Genomic DNA, 20,230 nt, shown 5'->3' with positions numbered 1-20,230 from the left:
GGGCGGGGCTTTATTTTATGAATGGCATGTTGTAGGGCGGCCAGTCCTCTGGCCGCCGCAGCTGCGCCCACCGTTGCAGGGGTCGGCGTCCCCGACGACCCGGGAACTTTGCGGCAGCGGAAACGTGCCCGGCGGCATGAGGGCATGCCGCCCTACGGCCCACCGTACCGTAACTTGTAGGGCGGGGTGCCCTCACCCCGCCGCAGGGGGGTGCCCTTTACCCCACAAACTTCATCTCGGTATACTCGGTGCTGCCGTTCAAAAAGGCGTCGGCGTCGATGGTGGCGTACCGGGTCATGTAGTCGTGGTCGAGATCATAGCCAATGAGCAACAGAATACGCCCGTCATCCAGCATGGAAAGGGGATAGTACGACTCCACCCCGGCGGGCGGGTTCACCTGCGCAATTTGCGTACCTTGCAGGTCGTATACCGTGATGGTGCCCGGATTGCTGCTCATTGCGAAAAGCCACTGGAGCTCTCCATTTTGGCGCAATTCGCGAAGCGACACGTTGACCATAAGTCCTAAATCCTCCTGCGTGCCGTCGCTGCCCACACGCAGAACAGACATTTTAATGCCCTCCTCCTCCGAGCGGGAGTGCTCGCCGGTGAAGTAGAAATCGTCTCCGGATTTCCCAAGGTAGGTGTAATAGACATAGCCGCTGCCGTCGTCAGCCCCCTTATACGGAAATTTCGCAATTTTCGCAGTGGGCTTTCCGGTTGCAGCATCCATCAGATCGTACTCGAGCAGAGAGTTTTGCAAAAGGGCGTCGGAAATTTCCGGGTCACTCGTGAAGGGAACAGGGTGGTCTGAAATGAGCCGTGCGGTTACGGCAAAATCACCGGCGGCGTCCGGTGTGGCGGCTGTCTCGGCGGGTAAGTCCCAGGGCGTTGTCTCGCCGGTCTGCAAGTCAAGGCGGAAGCCGCTTGCCGTGTTATAGGGGGCAAGACCGCCCACGCAATAGAAATAGCGGTCACTATATAAAGCGATAGATGCGGCGTATGGGTCAAAGGGAATCTCATGCGTTTTGGTGCCGTCATGGGACAGGGCAATGATTTTGTTGTCGCGGTCTCTGTTGTAGGTGAGCAGGTACACCGCGTCGCTCGTCACATAGGGTTCAGCGTTGCACAAGTCGTCACAACTGTAAAACAGCGAAACCTGCCCGGCGTTCAGGTCGTTTTTGTAAACGTTCGTTCCGATGTGGTCCGACTGGTCATTAAAGGCAGGCATGACATCATAGACAACGCTTTGCGAGTAGCGGGAAGTCATGCCGTAGAGCGGGCCTGTTTCGGCAGCGGGTTCCGCTGTTGGTTCAGCGGTGATTTCCGGCGTAGCGGTGGGTTCCGCAGTGGGCGTAGTGTCCGCCACCGGGGCGCAGGCGGTCAAGGCGAACACGGCGGCGGTGACAAGCAGGGGCAGGCGGGTGTGGTTTTTCATGGGTGATAACTCCTTTCATTTGTGGTTTGTCGTCATTCTACACCCCAGTTGTGTCCTACTTGTCACACGGAGGGCGGTTTTTGAAAATTTTTGTAAAAAATTTTGGGGAAGGGGGCGGCCGCAGGGGAGGCCCCGCTTGAGGAAACACCGCCCGGGGCGTCGGCCGCTTGGCGGCGCACAACGAGCGCCGCCAGTTTGCTGCGCAAACCCGCTCGTGCGGTTGTTCGTCCCATGGGACGAACATTGCTCGCTCCCCGGTTTCGCACGCTCAACCGTGGGCCCACGCTCGCAACCCCGCAACGCCGCCCCCCTGCAACAGCGGCTGCATAAAAACAGGGGAGAGCACCCACGTCGGGCGCTCTCCCCTTATCGTATCCGTTAAAATCCGTGCTTCTCCATCAGCTTGCGGCCCATCAGGACGCCCATGACGGAGGCCATCATCAGGCCGCGCGTCCAGCCGGAGGAATCACCCAGGCAGTGCAGACCCGCGATGTTCGTCTCCAAGTCGGTGTCCATCTTGACCTTGTTGGAGTAGAACTTCAGCTCGGGGCTGTACAGCAGCGTTTCGGGGCTGGCAAAACCGGGAACGACCTCGTCCATCATCTTGATGAACTCAATGATGTTGACCATGGCGCGGTAGGGCATGGCGGCGGTGATATCACCGGCCACAGCGTCCTTCAACGTCGGGCGGACGTTGGTGCGGGCCAGCTCTTTGGCCCAGGTGCGCTTGCCGTCCAGGATATCACCGTAGCGCTGCACCAGAATGTGGCCCGCGCCCAGCATATTCGTCAGCTCGCCGACCTTCTGCGCGTAGGCAATGGGCTGGTTGAACGGCTCGGTAAAATTATGGCTGACGAGAATCGCCAGGTTGGTGTTGTTGCTCTTTTTCTCTTTGAAGCTGTGGCCGTTGACGACCGCCAGATCATTGTCGTAGTTCTCCTGCGCGACAAAGCCGCCGGGGTTCTGGCAGAAGGTGCGCACCTTGTTGTGCCACGGGGCCGGGTAGCCGATCAGCTTGCCCTCGTACAGGACCTGATTAATCTTCTCCATGACCTCGTTGCGGCACTCGACGCGGACGCCGATGTCAACGGTGCCGGGCTTGTGGGCGATGTTGTGCTCGGCGCAGAGTTTCTCCAGCCAGTCCGCGCCGCGGCGGCCCGTGGCAATGACGACCTGCTTCGCCAGCACGTCGCGGGTGCCGTCCTTCTCGCGCAGGCGGACGCCCTTGCAGACAGAATCCTCCAGGATGATGTTCTCGCACTCGGTGTTGAACAGCATCTCGACGCCCGCGTCGGCCAGATAGTTCTGGATGTTTAAATAGAGCTGCTGGGCCTTCTCGGTGCCCAGATGGCGGATGGGGCAGTCAACCAGCTGCAGGCCCGCCTGGATGGCGCGCTTGCGGATGTCCTTGATATCGGGGCCTTCGTAAACGCCCTCAACCTTGGGGTCAGCGCCGAACTCAAGGTAGATTTTGTCGGTGTAGTCGATGAGTTCCTGGGCAAAATCCTCACCGATCAGGTCGGGCAGTTCGCCGCCGACCTGGTAGGACAGGGACAGCTTGCCGTCCGAGAATGCGCCCGCGCCGGAAAAGCCGGTGGTAATGGCACAGGTCGGCTTGCAGTTTACGCAGACGCCGGTTTTATCCTTGGGGCAGTGGCGCTTTTCCACAGGTTTGCCCTTTTCGACGAGCAGGATCTTGTGGGGGTTGCAGCTTTTGCGCAGCAGCTCCAGCGCGGTGAAAATACCGGCAGGGCCGGCACCTACGATGATAAGGTCATACATGGATGGGGGTTCTCTCCTTTAAAAATAACTCGCGAACGTTCGCGCGGGAAACAAAATAAGGGCAAACGGAGCTTGTAGGGGCGGATTCTATATCCGCCCGTGCCCGTTTGCTGATGGCACGGCGCTGCGGGCGCATATAGAATGCGCCCCTACGGTGTCACGGAACGGTTATTCACCGTCCTCCGACACATCCTTGCTCTCGGCGTCGTAAACGACCGGGGTGTCGGCGGGGGACTCGGCGGCTTCGGCTTCGTCCAGGGCGTCACCGATGGCGGACATGGCAGCGTTGGCGGCAGCAGTCGCCATGCGGTCCAGTGTGCGCAGCTCCATGGCAGCATACAGAATGCAACCTAAGTTCATCGCACCTTCGACGATCAGCAGAATACCGCACACCATCACGACGCTGACAGCCGCACCAAACGGATGCAGCACCAGCAGTATGCCCAGCGCAACAGAGACGATGCTGAGCAGCAGCAGCACCCACCATTTCTGTCCCTTGCGCTTGGCAAGGTCGATGGCGCTGCCGATGCGGCTCAAACCGTCCACAACGATGAAGATGCCGAACACGATGGGGAGAAAGCTCGCCACCACCTGCGGTTTCGCCAGCGTAAAGATGCCCAGCCCCGCCGTGATGACGCCGCCCACCAGCATGAACGGCGCAGTAAAGCCTGTGCCGCGGATGCGGGCGTACTGGATCAGGCAGACGATGCCGGTGATGAGCACGACGGCCCCGAAAGCGTAGCAGATCCAGAGCAGGCTGGTCTGGGGCATGATGAGCAGCATCATACCGATGACGATATAGGCGATGCTCAACAGCATCATTCCGCTTTTGACATAGCGCAGCATGGCGGGTGGCTCCTTCCGGTTTTTACTTGTTGGCCGCTTGCATGGCCTTGGCCGCCGCGACGATCAGGTCAGCGCAGGCTTCGCGGCCCAGGGTGGCATTCAAGCACAGGTCGTAGTTTTTGGCCTCGCCCCAGCGGTTCTCGGTGTAGTAGTTGTAGTAGCTCGCGCGGGCGCGGTCATGCTTGGCCAGCTGGGTCTCCCACAGGCGGTCGGGCATATCCTTGGCGTCGGGGCGGCTCTTGGCGAACCCGATGCGGGCATCCAGCGGTGCATAGACAAAGGTGCGCAGCACATTCGGGCGCTCCCGCAGGACATAGTCGCCGCAGCGGCCCAGAATGACGCAGGGACCCTGGGCGGCCAGCTCTTTAATGACGTTGCTCTGCAAAATATAGACCTGGTCGGCCAGGGGCATGGTGTTGCCCATCATGTACAGGCTGTAAATCAGGCTGCCGCTGCGCTGGTTCTCGCTGGCGGCGATGGCCTCCTCGGTCAGGCCGCTTTTTTTGGCGGCAAGGGTGATCAGCTCCTTATTGTACAGGGGGATACCCAGCTTATCTGCGACGGCCTGTGCGATTTCGCTGCCGCCGGATGCGTACTCACGCGCCATAGTAATGACCATAGGTTCCTTCATACTGATACACCTCACAATTATTTTTGTATAGTTTGCGCAAAATGGCATACTAATCTGCTTATATTATAACCTGATTTTGTGGAAAACGCAAGAAGATTTGGTGGGATTTTTACTGTGCAGGGCGGATGCGTGCATCGACCACCACAACAAAAGCTGCCCGCGGCAAAACACCGCGGGCAGGGAAAACAGAATGCTGAATTTTATTCGGTCACTTCGCCGGAAATCTCCTTGATGGCGGAGACGGTGGCGGCCAGGTTCTGCATATCGCTGGGCACGATCAGCTTCGTGGCCTTGCCGTCGGCAACCTTCTCCATGGCTTCCATGCTGCGCAGGGCCAGGTAGTTGTGGTTAGGGTTCGCCTCGTTGATCATGCGGATGGCGTCGGCCTGAGCTTTCTGCACGGTCAGCAGGGCCTCGGCTTCACCTTCGGCCTCGCGGATGCGCTGCTGCTTGACAGCCTCGGCGCGCAGGATGGCGGACTCCTTTTCGCCCTCGGCACGGGTGATGGCGGCCTGCTTTTCGCCCTCGGCCAGCAGGATCGAGGCGCGCTTCTCGCGGTCGGCCTTCATCTGCTTTTCCATAGCCTGGCGGATTTCCACCGGAGGCTCGATGTTTTTCAGCTCAACGCGGTTGACCTTGATGCCCCAGCGGTCGGTGGCTTCGTCCAGGCTGGCGGTGATCTTTGTGTTGATGAGGTCGCGGCTGGTCAGTGTCTCGTCCAGCGTCATCGAGCCGATGATGTCACGCAGAGTCGTGGCGGACAGGTTCTCGATGGCCTGGATCGGGCGGTTGACGCCGTAGGCGTACATCTTGGCGTCAAACACCTGGAAGAAAACGACGGTGTCGATCATCATGGTGACGTTGTCGCGGGTGATGACGGGCTGCGGGGGGAAGTCGGCGGCTTCCTCCTTCAGGGAAACTTTGCGGGAGATGCGCTCAACAAACGGCGTGCGGATGTGCAGGCCTGCGCCCCAGGTGTCCTTATAGACGCCGAGCCACTCGGTGACGTAGGCGTTGGACTGGGGAACAATGACGATGCAGCGCACCAAAACTACCAGAATAATAATCAGCAGAATGGCAAAAATCAACAGCATGGGGATTCCTCCTTTTTCTTTTGAAACTTACTCTGCGGCCGCGTTGACGGTCACAGGGACTACGATGAGAATGGCACCGTCCACGGCCACGACCTTGCAGCGCTCGCCTTTTGGCAGCGGCGTTTCGGCGCGGGCCTGCCAATCCAGGCCGTCCACCCGCACGCGGCCGAGGGTGCCCGGCTCAATATCCACCAGCACAACGCCCTGTTTGCCGATGGTCAGCGGGGAACCGTTGGTGACAGGGGCTTTGTGCTCACCTCGGCGGCTGGCAAGGGTGGGAATCATCAGCGCCAGCGTAATGGCCGATACGACGGCAAAAACAAGCGCCTGCCAGCCGAAGCCAATGTTGAAAAAGCTCGCTGCCATGGCCGCTGCCGCGCCCACCGCGAACCACACCGACACAAGGGCGGTGGTGGCGGCTTCCACGGCGATAAAAGCAACAATGGCGACAAGCCAGAGGATCGTATCAAACCACATGGCGGTACTCCTTTCGGCAGGAAAAATGTATTTATCACTACTTTAACATTCTGCCGCTGCGCTGTCAAGAATTAGTTGCGGGGTAAAAATGTAAATGGTTGCGCAAGACTATACATAACGCAATAATTCGCTGAAATTATCCTCGTTGTAAACGCAAAGCCCGTGCGCTTGCAGCAATTCCGCCGTCACCCCATCCCCGGCAATTTTGCGGTGCCGGAATGTGCCGTCGTAGATCGTGCCGCAGCCGCAGCTGGGGCTGTTGGCTTTTAAGATGGCCGCCTCGCACCCGGTCAGCCGGGCCAGCTGCAAGGCGGCCTCGGCACCGCGCTGATATTGCGCAGTCACGTCAGTGCCGGTTTCGGTCAGCACGCAGTCCCCGGTGCGCTCGGCCGGCGGGCGCGGCGTGGGCAGGCCGCCATAGACCTCGGGGCAGATGGGGATAAAGGTATGGCCGCTGTGCTGCACGGCATTCAGCAGGGCGGGGCAGACGTTGTCGCCGCCGGAATATTTACAGGCGACGCCAAGCAGACAGGCGCTGACGAGGATTTTCATGAAAACCACCGACTTTCCGTAAATTGTGCGGTAAAACCAGTGTAGCATAAAAGGAAAGAAACCACAATGAAAAAATATTTTGACCGCCCACCCATGGACACATATAATTAACAGGTTAGCGCTTGCAATGTACGCCCGCAGCACTTACAATACTACTAACTTTCCGCAAATTGTGCGGTAAACCCAGTGCAGCATAAAAGAGGAGGAACCACAATGAAAAAATATTTTGACCGCCCGCCGAGCACGATGGGGGATTGGCTGGTGCTGGCGGCGGGGACGGCGCTGCTGTTTGCCGCTGTGGCACGGCTGCCCGCGGCCCTGATGGCGCTGGGCGGTCTGCTGGCGCTGCTGGCACCCTTCGGCTGGGGGCTGGTGCTGGCCTACGTGCTCGACATTCCTACGCGCTTTTTTGCACAAAAACTGTTTGGCGGGCGGCGCGGCTGGGCGATGGGGGCCAGCTACGCGCTGTTCTTCGGCGTGCTGGCACTGCTGGCGGCGTTGGTCGTGCCCCAGCTGGTGCAAAGCATCACCGCCTTTGCCGGACGGTTGGCCGCCTATGAGGAAACCATCCGTCAACTCTTGCTCTGGGTGCAGGCGACCTTCGGCATCGACATGGCTACGGCGGAACAGCTGGTGCAGGCCGTGGGGAGTGAGCTGCAAGGCTGGTTCGCGTCGCTCTCCCGCCAGGCGGCCCAGGCGGCGGCCCGCGCGGCGGGGGATGCTGCAGGCGCCGCCGCCAATGCCTTTGTGGCGCTGGCGGTCAGTATCTACCTGCTCTCCGGCAAAGAAAATCTGCTGCACGCCGCGCACACCTGCCTGCGGGCAGCGCTGCCGCCCCGGGCGGCGGGCAGTGTGCTGGCTGTATGCACACTGGCAAACCGGATCTTCAGCGGCTATCTGGGCGGGCAGCTTGTGGATGCCCTGCTGGTGGGCGGGGAAACCTTCGCCCTCATGTCGATTTTTGGGCTGGAGTACGCCCCGTTGCTGGCAGTGCTGGTGGGCGTGACGAACATTGTGCCGGTGCTGGGGCCGTTCCTCGGCGCGGTGCCGGGTATTGTCATCCTGCTGCTGGAATCGCCCTGGAAAGCGGCAGAATTTGCCATTATCATTTTGGTAGTGCAGCAGGTGGACGGCAACTTCATTGCGCCGCGCATCCTGGGCGGGGCCACCGGTCTGCCGGGGCTGGGTGTGCTGCTGGCCATTGTGGTGGGCGGTGCTTGGTTTGGCATCCCGGGCATGGCGCTGGGCGTGCCCACGCTGGCCGTGGTGGCGGCACTGCTCAAGCAGGCAGTGGGGGCCGGGCTGGCAGCCCGCGGCCTGGACGCAGATGCCCTCGACCGGGATTTCCCGCCCATGGACACACAAAATTAACAGGTTATCTCTTGCAATGTACGCCCGCAGCGCTTACAATACTACTAATATGGTATAAAAAGGGGCGGAGCGCTTGAAAGACGAACATATCTGGTCCAAAAAGCCAGAGACGATATTGGATTGGTTCTGCGTGGTCGGGGCCTGTATCGCATTTTATCTGATTTTAAACAACCTCGGGTATTTCCTGGGCAAAATCGGCTTCTTTATCGGGATTCTGTCGCCGTTTGCGGGCGGCGTGGTCATTGCCTACATCCTGGATCCGATGGTGAAATTCTTTTACCACAAGCTGTTCAAGGAAAAAAACAAGACACGCGGCATTGCTATTCTGATGGCCTATGCCGTGGCGATCCTGTTGATCGTGCTGCTGGCATGGCTGGTCATCCCGCAGATCGTGAACAGTATCGTCATGCTGTTTACGAACTTCCCCAGCTACATACAGGGCGTGCAGGATCTACTGGTCATGATGCAGGATCGCTACGGCATCGACTTGCAGCAGGCTATCAAAATGCTGGACGATTCTGAGACCATGGTCAAGGAAGTGTACAGCCTGGCGACCGCCGCCATGCCGCAGATCGTGGACAGCATCGGCAGCGTGGCGTCCAACTTTGTGGGCATCTTTACTTCGGTGGCGGCCAGTATCTATATGTTGGCGGATAAAGAGCATCTGCTCCACCAGCTGCGCACGCTGACCCACGCCTTTTTGCCGGAGAAAGCGGCTGACAACACGCTGCGCATCTGCCATTACGCCAACGTGAACTTTACCGGGTTCTTCGTCGGCAAGATCATCGACTCGGCCATCATCGGCGTCATCACCTTTGTGGCAATGACGATCCTGCGGCTGGACTTTGCACTGCTCATCAGTGTGTTTATCGGCATCACGAACATCATCCCGGTGTTCGGCCCCTTCATCGGCGCAATTCCCAGCATCTTTATCCTGCTGCTGGTCGACCCCATCCAGGCGGTTATTTTCGGTGTGCTCATCCTTGTCATCCAGCAGCTGGACGGCAACTTCATCGGCCCGAAGATCTTAGGCTCGTCCATCGGTATTTCTGCCCTGTGGATTTTGTTCTCCATCGTGGTGGGCGGCGATTTGTTCGGCATCGTCGGTATGGTCGTCGGTGTGCCGGTGTTCGCCACGCTCTACGGCCTGGCCCAGGAGTTCGTGCATTACACGCTGGATAAGCGAGGCATCGACGCTGAGGGCAACCCAAGGGAACAAACGGCCGAGGATAAGGAAAACGTGTTTGAGTAAAGGGGCTTTGCCCGCTTGCCGCAAAAAATAAGCCACGGTTTACAGAACGAGCCTGTAAACCGTGGCTATTTCTATTTTGTTTAAAATTCTTTTCGGTTCTTTTTCTTTTAAGAAAAGGAATAAAACCCCCGCAAACTCATGCCCCCGGCAGCAGCGTGACCACATCCCGCAGCAGTACCAGCGGGTTCTCGCCCTTCTGGACACGCAGGCTGAAATAGGGGCGGCCCAGGGCGTTGTACAGGACCCGGTGCGGGTACTGCGCCATGACCTGCTCCAACTGGCGCGGACCGACGATATCACTATACAAGATCAGCTGGTCGCCGCGCTGTACGATCTCCGCAATGCCAACGCGGGCCGCCGTCACGCGGATGAGAGATACATCCACCAACCCCTGCACGCTCTTGGGCGGGCTGCCGTAACGGTCGATGAGTTCGTCCAGCACATCCTCTGCGTCGGTGGTCGTCTCGATGGCCGCAATGCGCTTGTAGGCCTCGATGCGCCCGGCGGCGTCCGGAATGTAGTCCTCCGGCAGGAAGGCGTCCACCGTGATATCCACAAGGCAGTCGCTCTTGTCCGGGGCCGGGGCCTCGCCGCGGGCCGTGGCAATGGCCTGGCCCAGCATCTTTACGTACAGATCGTAGCCCACGGCCTCCATATGGCCGTGCTGGCTGTGGCCCAAAAGGCTGCCCGCACCGCGTATCTGCAAATCGCGCATAGCGATGCGGAAGCCCGAGCCGAAGGAGGTGAACTCCCGGATGGCCGAAAGCCGCTTGGCGGCAATTTCTGTCAGCACTTTATCGCGCGTAAACGTGAAATACGCATACGCCTTGCGGGAGGAACGTCCCACGCGGCCGCGTATCTGGTACAGCTGCGACAGGCCCATCCGGTCTGCATTCTCAATGATCAGCGTGTTGCAGTTGCGCACATCGACGCCGGTCTCGATCAGCGTTGTGCAGACAAGAACATCGATCTCATTGTCCAGTAATTGCTGCCACACCGACGAAATCTGTTCTTCCGTCATCTTGCCGTGGGCAATGCCGATGCGCGCGCCCGGTATCAGCTTGCCGATGCGGGCCGCGCACTCGTCGATGGTATCCACACGGTTGTGCAGGTAGTAGACCTGCCCGCCGCGGGCCAGCTCTTTGCGAATGGCCTCCGAGACGATGCCCTCGTCGTATTCCAGCACATAAGTCTCGATGGGCTGACGCTCGAACGGCGGCTGTTCAATCGTGGACATATCGCGGATGCCGGACAGCGCCATGTTCAGCGTGCGGGGGATCGGCGTGGCCGACAGGGTCAGCATATCGACACCGATGAAGTTTTCTTTGAGTTTCTCTTTATGCTTGACGCCGAAGCGCTGCTCCTCGTCGATGATGACAAGGCCAAGATCGTGGAACTTTACATCGTTGGACAGCAGCCGGTGCGTGCCCACAACGATATCCACCGTGCCGTCTTTTAAACCGCGCAGCGTCTCTTTTTGCTCCTTCGGCGTGCGGTAGCGGGACAACAGCCCGATACGGATGGGGAAGGACTCCATCCGGGTCAGCGCCGTGTTAAAGTGCTGCCACGCCAAAATTGTGGTGGGGGCAAGGATGGCGCACTGCTTGCCGCCCATCACGCACTTGAACGCCGCCCGCAGCGCAACCTCGGTTTTGCCGACGCCGACATCGCCGCAGAGCAGGCGGTCCATCGGCCACGGCTCCTCCATATCGTGCTTGATGTCCGCCGCGCAGGTCAGCTGGTCGGGCGTTTCCTCGTAGGCAAAGCGCTGTTCAAAATCGCCCTGCCAGGTGTCGTCGGAAGGGAAGGCGTAGCCGTGGGCCTGCTTGCGGCGGGCGTACAGCTCAATCAGCTCTTTCGCCATCAGCTCCGTGGCGGCCTTGACCTTTTTGCGGGTCTTGGCCCAGTCATTGCCGCCCAGGCGGCTCAACTTCACATTGTCGCTGTCGCCCGGTGCGGTGTAGCGGGACAGCAGATCCAGCTGGGTAACAGGCACATAGAGCACGTCCTTTTTGTCGTACTCAATGCGCAGGTAATCTTTGGTGACGCCCTGCACGGCCATCCGCTGGATGCCCGCATACCGGCCAATGCCGTGGTTCTGGTGTACGACCAGGTCGCCCACCGAGATTTCGCTCAGACTGTTCAGCGCATCTTTGCTGCGCTTTTTCTTTTTCTGTGCGCCGCTCACGCCGAAGGCCCGCGCCGTGAAGAGTGCGAACTTGGCAAAGGGCAGGCTGCACCCGGCGGAGAGCTGCCCCGGCAGGATCTGCACCATCCCGGCGGATGGATCGGCCTCCGCGTCGGTGGTGACGTTCAGCCCCTTGGTGCGCAGGTCCGCTGCCAGGCCCGCCGCCGCGCGGGGCGTGCCAGCCATGATCGTGACTGCCGCGCCGCCGCTGCAAAGCGGCTGGATGTCCTCCAGCAGTGCTGCAACCTCGCCGCCCCAGGTGGGCAGCGTGTGGGCGGGCGCGTTGACGATGGCTTTCAAGGGCACATCGGGCATACTGCGGGCAAAATTCTCGGCACAGAGCGTACGGTGGGTACTCGTCTGCGTCCAGAGCCAGCTGCTCTCGGCGTAGAGCTTATCCAGCCCGGGGGCCAGCACGCCGTCCTCCAGCAGGGCGGAAAACTCCTCGCTGCGGCGGTAGACGGTGGCACGTTCGGCCTCCCGCAGGGACGCGGGTTCTTCCAGAATCAGAAGCGGGTCGTCGAAATAGTCAAAAATCGTTGCAGGCTCGGGGTAGCGCAGCGACAGATATTTGTCCATGTTCACCGGCATCGCGCCGCCGTCCAGCTGGGCCAGGTCGCTGGCCGTGCAGCTTTCCAGTGCAGTGCGCCGCTTGCCGCGGGCTTTTTTGATGGTCGCGCGGATCAGCTCGGCGGCCTCGCCGGGCAAACCGAACAGTACCTCCCGGGCGGGGGAGACGTAGATTTTTTCGATTGGTTCATCCCGGCGCTGGGTGGCCAGGTCAAAGCTGTGCATCGTGTCGATCTCGTCGCCCCAGAACTCGAGACGCGCGGGTTGTTTCATATCGGGCGCGTAGATATCCACAATGTCGCCGCGGATGGAAAACTGGCCCGGCCCGTCCACCTGGTCGCGCCGGGTGTAGCCTGCGCCGTAGAGCAGCGCCGTCAGGTCGGCGCGGGGCAGGGTATCGCCGGGGTGCAGCGTGCGGGTGTTGGCGCAGAACTCGGCCCGGGGCGTCGTGTACTGGGTCAGCCCCTCGTCCGGCACACAGACGGCCTGCAGACGGCCACCGACCAGATCGCCCAGCACGGCCAGGCGGCGGTACTCGTACTCGCGGGCTGTACCCTCAATGGGGCGCAGCACATAGTCGCGGGCGGGGAACACCGCCGCCGCCACGCCCAGCGCGTTCAGGTCGCCCGCAAAGCGGGTGGCCTCGGCCTCGCCGGGGGTCACGATGCAGAGCGGCCTGTCCAGTGCCTGGGAAAGCGCGGCGTAGACCAGCGCCCGCCCTGCCCCGGGAATGCCAAATAAGGCGCAAGCCCCCGGTCCCCCGAGCGCCTGCGCCAGTTTTGCGTATTCTTCGGTTTTGGTAAAAAGTGCGTTGAACATAGCTTATCAGCTCAAAAATTCGGTCTTGAGCCAGCCGTATTTGCCGTCGTAGTTGACCACGACCCAGCTGCCGTCCTCGTTGGTGCCCAGGGCGGTCACGCCGGTCCCGGCGGGCACGCTGGTCACTTTGTCGTAGTCGGTGCCGGGGCCTGCACGCAGGTTCATGCCGGAATCACCGGGGGTGGTGTAGCTGGGCTGCTCGCCCTCATTGTAATAGGTGGTGGGCTGCACGCTCAGGCCGTCAAAGGTGGGCACGGGGGTCGGCTCCGGGGTAGGCTCAGGCTCAGCGGGCTGCTCCTCGGCAGGGGGTTCGGCGGTGTCGCCGGTGGCCTCTGCGGTGAAGCTGTCGGCAGTCGGGTCATTCACGCCTGCTGCGGCAGAGGTGGTGTCGCTCGTCGCAGGGGCCGCGTCACCGCTGTCGGTCTTGCCGTCAAAAGTGCCGGTGAGCAGCAGCACACTGAAAATGATGCTGGCAACCAGGGCCACCGCACAGATGGCCAGGCGGGTCATGGCTTTTTTGCGTAATTCACTCATGGTTAAACGTCCCCTTAGTGGTTGAACTTGTTTTGGGCGTACTGCAAATTGCCGTCCATCAGCAGCTTGCAGGCGTCCTCAATGTCCGGGTAGCGGTCGGTCATGGCTTTGCGGTCCGCGGGGGGCAGCTTGCCCAGCACCCAGGCGGCCAGATCGTACTGCGGGTTTGGCTTGGCCCCGATGCCGATGCGGATGCGGTTGAAGTTCTCGGTGTCCAGGCTGGCAATGATGCTTTTCAGCCCATTGTGCCCGCCCGCCGAGCCGTGGGGCCGGATGCGCAGATGCCCCGGCTCCTGGGTGATATCGTCGCACAGGACGATGACGTGGTCAGCGGGGATTTTGTAAAAGTTTGCAGCGGGGGCAATGCTCTGGCCGCTGAGGTTCATATAGGTCAGCGGTTTGAGCAGCACGACCTTGTGCTGCCCCACCTGGGCGGTGCCGTACAGGCCCTGCCACTTGGCTTTTGTGATGCTGCACCCCCACTGAGCGGCCAGATAATCCAGCGCTTCAAACCCGGCGTTGTGGCGTGTGCCGTCGTATTTCGGTTCGGGGTTGCCCAGCCCGGCAATCAGCCAGTCTGCCCCAGAGGTCATTCCTAACATAGTGTGTCCTTTGTCGTGTTGGTACGCTTTGCCGCGGGGCGTCGAGGACGCTGCCCCCCTGCAATATTATTTCGCTTTCTTTTCCGCTTCCAGCTTCTGCTTTTTGGCGATGTACTTTTCCAGCTTCTTCTCGCCCCAGCCCTCGATCTCGGCCTGCTTGGCGCGCTCAATGCTCAACGCACCGGCGGGCACGTCGTGGCCGATGGTGGAACCGGCGGCGGTGAAGGCGTGGTCGCCTACCGTGACCGGCGCAACAAGGTTCGTGTTGCAGCCGATGAAGGCATAGTCGCCGATGGTGGTGTGGAACTTGCCCTCGCCATCATAGTTGCAGGTGACGGTGCCGCAGCCGAAGTTGCAGTACTTGCCCACGGTGGCGTCGCCGATGTAGGTCAGGTGGCTGACGGTGTTGCCCTCGGCAAAGTCGGCGTTCTTCGTCTCGACATAAGCGCCCAGGTGGCAGCCCTCGGCAGTCTTGGTGCCGGTGCGTACATGGGTGAAGGGCCCGATCTTGTTGTTGGGGCCGATGTGGCTGTCATAGCACTGGCTGGCGTTGATGGTGGAGCCTGCGTCCACGACGGTATTCTCCAGCAGGGTGTTGGGGCCGATGACGCAGTCCGCGTCAATGACGGTCTTGCCGCGCAGGATGCAGCCGGGCAGGATGGTGGCACCGGGGGCAATGACGACCTCCGGCTCAATATAGACATCGCGGCTGATGAAATTCACGCCGTTATCCAGGTGGCGCTCAAAGGTGGCAGCGTAGCGCTGCTGCGTCAGTTCAAATTTCTCTTTTGCGGTAGACATGAGCATCTTCCTTTATATACGGTATATACGGTTTGCAGGCAGGGGCGGGCCGCTGTGCCCGCGAAACTCTGATACCCATATATTGTATAACACCCGGCGGATTTTAGCAAGCCGAAAAACGCCTTTCGACGCAATTTCCCAGAAAAAGTTCTGTGAAAGGGAAAGAATCATGAAAAAGTACATCTTTTTCATAAGAAAATTTATTATGCTTTGCAGCGGGAAATGTTATACTGTGGCCGTAAGATGCAATAGAAGAAGGAGAAAACCCCCATGAAAACCCGAAACACCCTGATGCAGAGAATCGCAGCGCTGGCCCTGGCCGCCCTGGCGGTGAGCGGCGGCGCTGTCTACGCCGATGAGGCCGCCCAGCCCGGCTTTGCTATGCTGACGATGCCGCAGAGCGCCCCGGAGGTGTCGATGCGGGATGCGGATGATACGGCTGCGGCGTATGACGTGTGGTTCGATGGGACGATTGGGTTAAAACAGGTTTTAGAGAATATGGGGCGCTCGCAAGTCAGTACCTATTTCACCTGGGCAAGCGACACCCATATGGCGGTAACATACTACAAAAAGAAAACCAGATGAAAAAAGGGAACGGACACCGCATCCGTTCCCTTTTGTATTTGCCGCAAAAACAAGGAATTGAAAAATATTTCAAACTTCCCACCCATTATAGCTTACACGATTTTTGTGCAAATTGCAATAGGCAAACCGAAAAAGTTTGTCTACTTTTCGGCGAAACTATTGAGCATTTTTTTAACAATCTACTGGAAATCTGTCTTTCGGTCTGTTATAATGGACTATGCAAACATGATTTATGTGATGCAAACACGTCACCAATTTGGGAGGTAACTATGAGCAAGAAATTCTTGTACCTGTTCAAAGAGGGCCATGACGCCTTCGGCGGCGACCAGACCACCATGAAGAACACTCTGGGTGGTAAGGGCGCCGGCCTGGCCGAGATGACCCACGCCGGTATGCCGGTTCCGCAGGGCTTCACCATCACCACCGAGGCCTGCACCCAGTACTACGCCGACAACCGCGAAATCAACGATGAGATCAAGGCGGATATCTTCAAATACATGGGCATCCTTGAGGAGCAGACCGGTAAGACCTTCGGCTCCATCGAGAACCCCCTGCTGGTTTCCGTCCGTTCCGGCGCACGTCAGTCCATGCCCGGCATGATGGACACCATCCTGAACCTGGGCCTGAACGACCAGGCTGTTGAAGGCCTGGCCAAGAAGACCAACAACCCCCGCTTTGCATATGACTGCTACCGCCGCTTCATCCAGATGTACTCTGACGTCGTCATGGAGCTGGGCAAGAGCTTCTTTGAGGAGCGCATCGACGCCATGAAGGAGCGCAAGGGCGTGAAGCAGGACGTTGAGCTGGACGCCAACGACCTGAAGGAACTGGTCAAGGAATTCAAGCAGATTTACCTGGAGAAGCAGGGCGAAGAGTTCCCCCAGGACCCCAAAGAGCAGCTGATCGGCGCTGTCAAGGCCGTCTTCCGTTCTTGGGACAACCCCCGCGCCAACGTTTATCGTAAGATGAACGAGATCCCCTACGAGTGGGGCACCGCTGTCAACGTGCAGCAGATGGCCTTCGGTAACTCCGGTATGCGTTCCGGCACCGGCGTTGCCTTCACCCGTAACCCCGCCACCGGCGAGAAGAAGCTGATGGGCGAGTACCTGATCAATGCCCAGGGCGAGGATGTCGTCGCTGGTATCCGTACTCCCTCTCCCATCAGCAAGCTGCATGAGGAGATGCCCGAGGTCTACGATCAGTTCGTTGAGATCGCAACCCGCCTCGAGAACTACTACAAGGATATGCAGGACATGGAGTTCACCATCGAGGATGGCAAGCTCTTCATGCTGCAGACCCGTAACGGCAAACGTACCGCCCAGGCTGCTCTGCAGATTGCCTGCGACCTGGTCGACGAAGGCGTTATCGACGAAAAGACCGCTGTTCTGCGCGTCGAGCCCAAGCAGCTGGACACCCTGCTGCACCCGCAGTTTGACGCTGCCGCTCTGAAGGCTGCCGAGGCTATCGGCAAGGGCCTGGCTGCTTCTCCGGGATCTGCCTGCGGCCGCGTTGTCTTCTCTGCTGAGGATGCAGAGGAGAAGGTCAAGGACGACGCTTGGAAGAAGGTCGTTCTGGTCCGTCTCGAGACCTCTCCCGAGGATATCGTCGGTATGCAGGTTTCTCAGGGCATCCTGACCGTCCGCGGCGGTATGACCAGCCACGCTGCTGTTGTCGCCCGCGGCATGGGCACCTGCTGCGTCTCCGGCTGCGGCAATGACAACGACGTCGCCATCGACTACGACGCCAAGGTCATCACCATCAACGGCCACACCTTCCATGAGGGTGACTGGATGAGCATTGACGGCTCCACCGGCAACATCTACGAGGGCCAGATTGCTACTGTCGCTTCCACCGAGAACGCTAACTTCAAGCGCTTCATGGGCTGGGCTGACGCCAACCGCCAGATGAAGGTCATGACCAACGCCGACAACCCGCGCGACGCCCAGAACGCCGTTGACATGGGTGCTGAGGGCATCGGTCTGTGCCGTACCGAGCATATGTTCTTCGCCGAGGACCGCATCGCCGCTGTCCGTGAGATGATTTGCGCCCGTACCGTTGAGGAGCGCAAGACCGCTCTGGCCAAGGTTGAGCCGTTCCAGGAGGCCGACTTCACCGCTATGTACCGCATCATGGGCGACCGTCCGATGACCATTCGTTATCTGGATCCGCCGCTGCATGAGTTCCTGCCCACCAAGCCCGAGGACATCGCTGCTCTGGCCAAGGATATGGGCATGACCACCGATGAACTGAACAATGTCGTTGTCAGCCTGCACGAGTTCAACCCCATGATGGGCCACCGTGGCTGCCGTTTGGCCGTCACCTACCCGGAGATTGCCGAGATGCAGACCAATGCTGTCATCAAGGCTGCCCTGAAGGTTTCTGCCGAGACTGGCAAGATGATCACCCCGCACATCATGGTTCCTCTGGTTGGCGAGGTCAAGGAGCTGAAGTACGTCAAGGACGTCATCGTCAAGACTGCTGATGCCCTGATCGCTGCCGCTGGCGTCGACATGAAGTACGAGGTCGGCACCATGATCGAGATTCCTCGCGCTGCCCTGACCGCAGGCGAGATCGCCAAGGAAGCTGACTTCTTCAGCTTCGGCACCAACGACCTGACCCAGATGACCTTCGGCTTCAGCCGTGACGACGCTGCCAAGTTCCTGACTGCTTACTACGACAACAAGATCTACGAGAGCGATCCGTTCCAGCACCTGGATCAGATCGGCGTCGGCAAGCTGGTCAAGATGGCTGCTGCTGATGGCCGCGCCACCAACCCGAACCTGGGTCTGGGCATCTGCGGCGAGCACGGCGGCGACCCCAGCAGTGTTGAGTTCTGCCACAATGTTGGTCTGGACTACGTCAGCTGCTCTCCCTACCGTGTTCCCATCGCCCGCCTGGCCGCTGCGCAGGCAGCAATTAAAAATCCACGCGCTTAAGTCACGTAGATTTTTACAATTAAATGTGGATTACGATAAGGCTCGTTCTTATCGAAATTCGCGTGGCTGCGTGCTTTGGCCGAAGCAATGGAAAGACCTGACAGTTAAGGTCGCTCTATAAATCATAGCAAGCCCCTAATCGCTGTACTACAGTGGTTAGGGGCTTTTTTTATGCAAAAATCCCCTTTGGGTACATTTTCAGCAAAAAGTATACGATTTTTGGGTACATTTTTGGGGTCAAATCGGGGTACTTAAGAGCTATCAAAAAACCGCAGGAGTACGCAGCATGACGAGGAAAACATCGCCTGCTTACAGAGCAAGCAAAGAGGAAACTATTCCAATAAATAAGTTGCATCCATTCTCCAATCATCCGTTCCGTATCCGCCATGATCTGGAATTCAGTGAATTGGTAGACAGCATTTCAGAGAGCGGCATCATTACGCCCATCATCGTCAGACCAAAGGTTGGTGTCGGCTATGAAGTGATAAGCGGACATCGCAGGTGGGAGGCTTGTAAAGAACTCGGCATCGAAAGCATCCCTGCCAGAGTGGAATACATAGACGATGACGAAGCCACGATTCTGATGGTCAACAGCAATATCCAGCGTGAGCATGTGCTGCCAAGTGAGAAGGCGTTTGCTTATAAAATGCGCATGGAAGCGTTGAAACATCAAGGACGAGCAACTTTGGGACAAGTTGTCCCAAAGTTAAAGTACAATAGGTCGGAAGCGGTAATTGGCGAAGAAGTAGGGGAAAGCTACAAGCAAGTACAACGCTATATTCGATTGACCTACCTGATTCCATCTATTTTGCAAATGGTCGATGACGGTCGCATTGCATTCAACCCAGCGGTCGAAATCTCCTATATGACAGGGGAACATCAGACATGGCTCAAAGAAGAAATGGAGATGTGTGATGCTACACCGTCTTTGGTTCAGTCTCGAACACTAAAAGACATGAGCCGAAATGGAACGCTGACGGAGAATTACCTGCATACCCTACTGACAGAAGAAAAGCCGAACCAACGGCAAAAGTTCTTTCTGAATCAGTCTGATGTGCAGCAGTACTTCCCATCCAACTATACACCGCAGCAGATGCAGAATGTCATCATTTCGCTGCTGCGGAATTGGGAGCACAAGCGCTCCAGCCGCCAGCGCCCACAGCGTGAGGACGAACTGGAAAGATAAATAAAGAGTACAATATGTAATAGCTTACGAAATGTAGTTTTGTGGGCTTTCTTAGCTGCACCCATTTTTAGGCAGGAGAAGTGAGATGCAATACGAATATTTTTACGGCGCTCAAGCCGAGCAGTTCTCTTTTTACCGCATACCCAAAGCGCTATTTACAGAGCCGAACTTCAGGGAGCTGTCCACCGATGCCAAGGTACTGTATGGGATTCTGCTGGATCGAATGAGTTTGTCGCTGAAAAATCAATGGTTAGATGCACAGAACAAGGTTTACATTATCTTCACTGTGGAGGAAATCATGGATGCACTGAACTGTGCCAACCAGAAAGCCACGCGCCTGATGGTGGAACTGGAAAAGCAGGCAGGGCTTATCGAGCGTAAGCGACAGGGGCTTGGTAGACCGAATTTGATTTATGTAAAAAACTTCGCAGCAACGATAAATGATAAGAGCTGTGAAAAAGGTGATTCTTGATATGTGATTTTCACACTTCTGGATTCTTGAAAATCACACGGAACTAATACTGATAATAATTAGACTGATTATAGTGATACTGAGAATATAAATTACA

At 58.4% G+C, this 20,230-nt stretch carries 16 protein-coding genes and 1 pseudogene; 6 read left to right on the top strand and 11 right to left on the bottom strand.

Annotation, left to right across the window (positions count from 1 at the left end; translation table 11 throughout):
- Positions 1-217: 217 nt before the first annotated feature.
- The 7 genes from GPK89_RS15570 to GPK89_RS15540 all read right to left on the bottom strand — a co-directional run bounded on the left by GPK89_RS15570 (position 218) and on the right by GPK89_RS15540 (position 6,817).
- The gene (locus GPK89_RS15570) at positions 218-1,435 is read right to left on the bottom strand and encodes a hypothetical protein (protein ID WP_215694543.1); all 1,218 of its coding nucleotides are present in this window, start codon (positions 1,433-1,435) and stop codon (positions 218-220) included.
- Positions 1,436-1,813: 378 nt separating this feature from the next.
- Positions 1,814-3,217 (bottom strand): NAD(P)/FAD-dependent oxidoreductase, encoded by a 1,404-nt coding sequence (locus tag GPK89_RS15565; RefSeq protein ID WP_215694541.1) that lies wholly within the window; start codon positions 3,215-3,217, stop codon positions 1,814-1,816.
- A gap of 168 nt (positions 3,218-3,385) precedes the next feature.
- Positions 3,386-4,063 (bottom strand): HdeD family acid-resistance protein, encoded by a 678-nt coding sequence (locus tag GPK89_RS15560; RefSeq protein ID WP_215694539.1) that lies wholly within the window; start codon positions 4,061-4,063, stop codon positions 3,386-3,388.
- A 22-nt stretch (positions 4,064-4,085) separates the two neighbouring features.
- Positions 4,086-4,694 carry an AAA family ATPase gene (locus GPK89_RS15555; protein ID WP_215694537.1) on the bottom strand — a complete coding sequence of 203 codons (609 nt, stop codon included), beginning with the start codon at positions 4,692-4,694 and terminating at the stop codon, positions 4,086-4,088.
- Positions 4,695-4,894: 200 nt separating this feature from the next.
- Positions 4,895-5,788: an SPFH domain-containing protein gene (locus tag GPK89_RS15550; RefSeq protein ID WP_215694536.1), complete on the bottom strand. Its 894-nt coding sequence runs from the start codon at positions 5,786-5,788 to the stop codon at positions 4,895-4,897.
- A gap of 27 nt (positions 5,789-5,815) precedes the next feature.
- Positions 5,816-6,265, bottom strand: coding sequence for an NfeD family protein (locus tag GPK89_RS15545; RefSeq protein ID WP_215694535.1), 450 nt, complete (start codon positions 6,263-6,265; stop codon positions 5,816-5,818).
- A 108-nt stretch (positions 6,266-6,373) separates the two neighbouring features.
- Positions 6,374-6,817, bottom strand: coding sequence for a DUF523 domain-containing protein (locus GPK89_RS15540; RefSeq protein WP_215694533.1), 444 nt, complete (start codon positions 6,815-6,817; stop codon positions 6,374-6,376).
- 213 nt (positions 6,818-7,030) lie between these two features.
- Between GPK89_RS15540 and GPK89_RS15535 the strand changes: the two genes are divergently transcribed.
- Both GPK89_RS15535 and GPK89_RS15530 read left to right on the top strand, forming a co-directional pair.
- Positions 7,031-8,188 carry an AI-2E family transporter gene (locus GPK89_RS15535; protein ID WP_215694531.1) on the top strand — a complete coding sequence of 386 codons (1,158 nt, stop codon included), beginning with the start codon at positions 7,031-7,033 and terminating at the stop codon, positions 8,186-8,188.
- Between the two features lie 73 nt (positions 8,189-8,261).
- Entirely contained in the window at positions 8,262-9,440 is a 1,179-nt protein-coding gene (locus GPK89_RS15530; protein WP_215694529.1) for an AI-2E family transporter, read from the top strand.
- A 136-nt stretch (positions 9,441-9,576) separates the two neighbouring features.
- Here GPK89_RS15530 and mfd read toward each other — a convergent pair whose 3' ends face one another.
- From mfd to GPK89_RS15510, 4 genes are all read right to left on the bottom strand, one after another.
- Entirely contained in the window at positions 9,577-13,017 is a 3,441-nt protein-coding gene (gene mfd / locus GPK89_RS15525; RefSeq protein WP_215694527.1) for a transcription-repair coupling factor, read from the bottom strand.
- Between the two features lie 6 nt (positions 13,018-13,023).
- Positions 13,024-13,551, bottom strand: coding sequence for an SH3 domain-containing protein (locus tag GPK89_RS15520; RefSeq protein WP_215694525.1), 528 nt, complete (start codon positions 13,549-13,551; stop codon positions 13,024-13,026).
- A gap of 14 nt (positions 13,552-13,565) precedes the next feature.
- Positions 13,566-14,153, bottom strand: coding sequence for an aminoacyl-tRNA hydrolase (gene pth / locus GPK89_RS15515; RefSeq protein ID WP_252261717.1), 588 nt, complete (start codon positions 14,151-14,153; stop codon positions 13,566-13,568).
- A 66-nt stretch (positions 14,154-14,219) separates the two neighbouring features.
- Entirely contained in the window at positions 14,220-14,954 is a 735-nt protein-coding gene (locus GPK89_RS15510) for a UDP-N-acetylglucosamine diphosphorylase (RefSeq protein ID WP_215694523.1), read from the bottom strand.
- A gap of 270 nt (positions 14,955-15,224) precedes the next feature.
- Here GPK89_RS15510 and GPK89_RS15505 point away from each other — a divergent pair, with 270 nt between their 5' ends.
- From GPK89_RS15505 to GPK89_RS15490, 4 genes and pseudogenes are all read left to right on the top strand, one after another.
- On the top strand, positions 15,225-15,539 hold the full coding sequence (locus tag GPK89_RS15505; protein ID WP_215694521.1) for a hypothetical protein: 315 nt from the start codon (positions 15,225-15,227) through the stop codon (positions 15,537-15,539).
- Between the two features lie 269 nt (positions 15,540-15,808).
- A complete protein-coding gene (gene ppdK, locus GPK89_RS15500; RefSeq protein WP_215694519.1) occupies positions 15,809-18,475 on the top strand; it encodes a pyruvate, phosphate dikinase in 2,667 nt (888 codons plus the stop codon).
- 286 nt (positions 18,476-18,761) lie between these two features.
- Positions 18,762-19,661: a ParB/RepB/Spo0J family partition protein gene (locus GPK89_RS15495; RefSeq protein ID WP_215694517.1), complete on the top strand. Its 900-nt coding sequence runs from the start codon at positions 18,762-18,764 to the stop codon at positions 19,659-19,661.
- Between the two features lie 85 nt (positions 19,662-19,746).
- Positions 19,747-20,130, top strand: a pseudogene (locus tag GPK89_RS15490) (replication initiator protein A); the annotation flags it as partial.
- Between the last annotated feature and the right edge of the window lie 100 nt (positions 20,131-20,230).

Origin of the sequence: Gemmiger formicilis (genome assembly GCF_018784445.1) — a bacterium.
Classification (GTDB): Bacteria; Bacillota; Clostridia; order Oscillospirales; family Ruminococcaceae; genus Gemmiger.
This window is presented reverse-complemented; position numbering and strand designations above follow the sequence as displayed.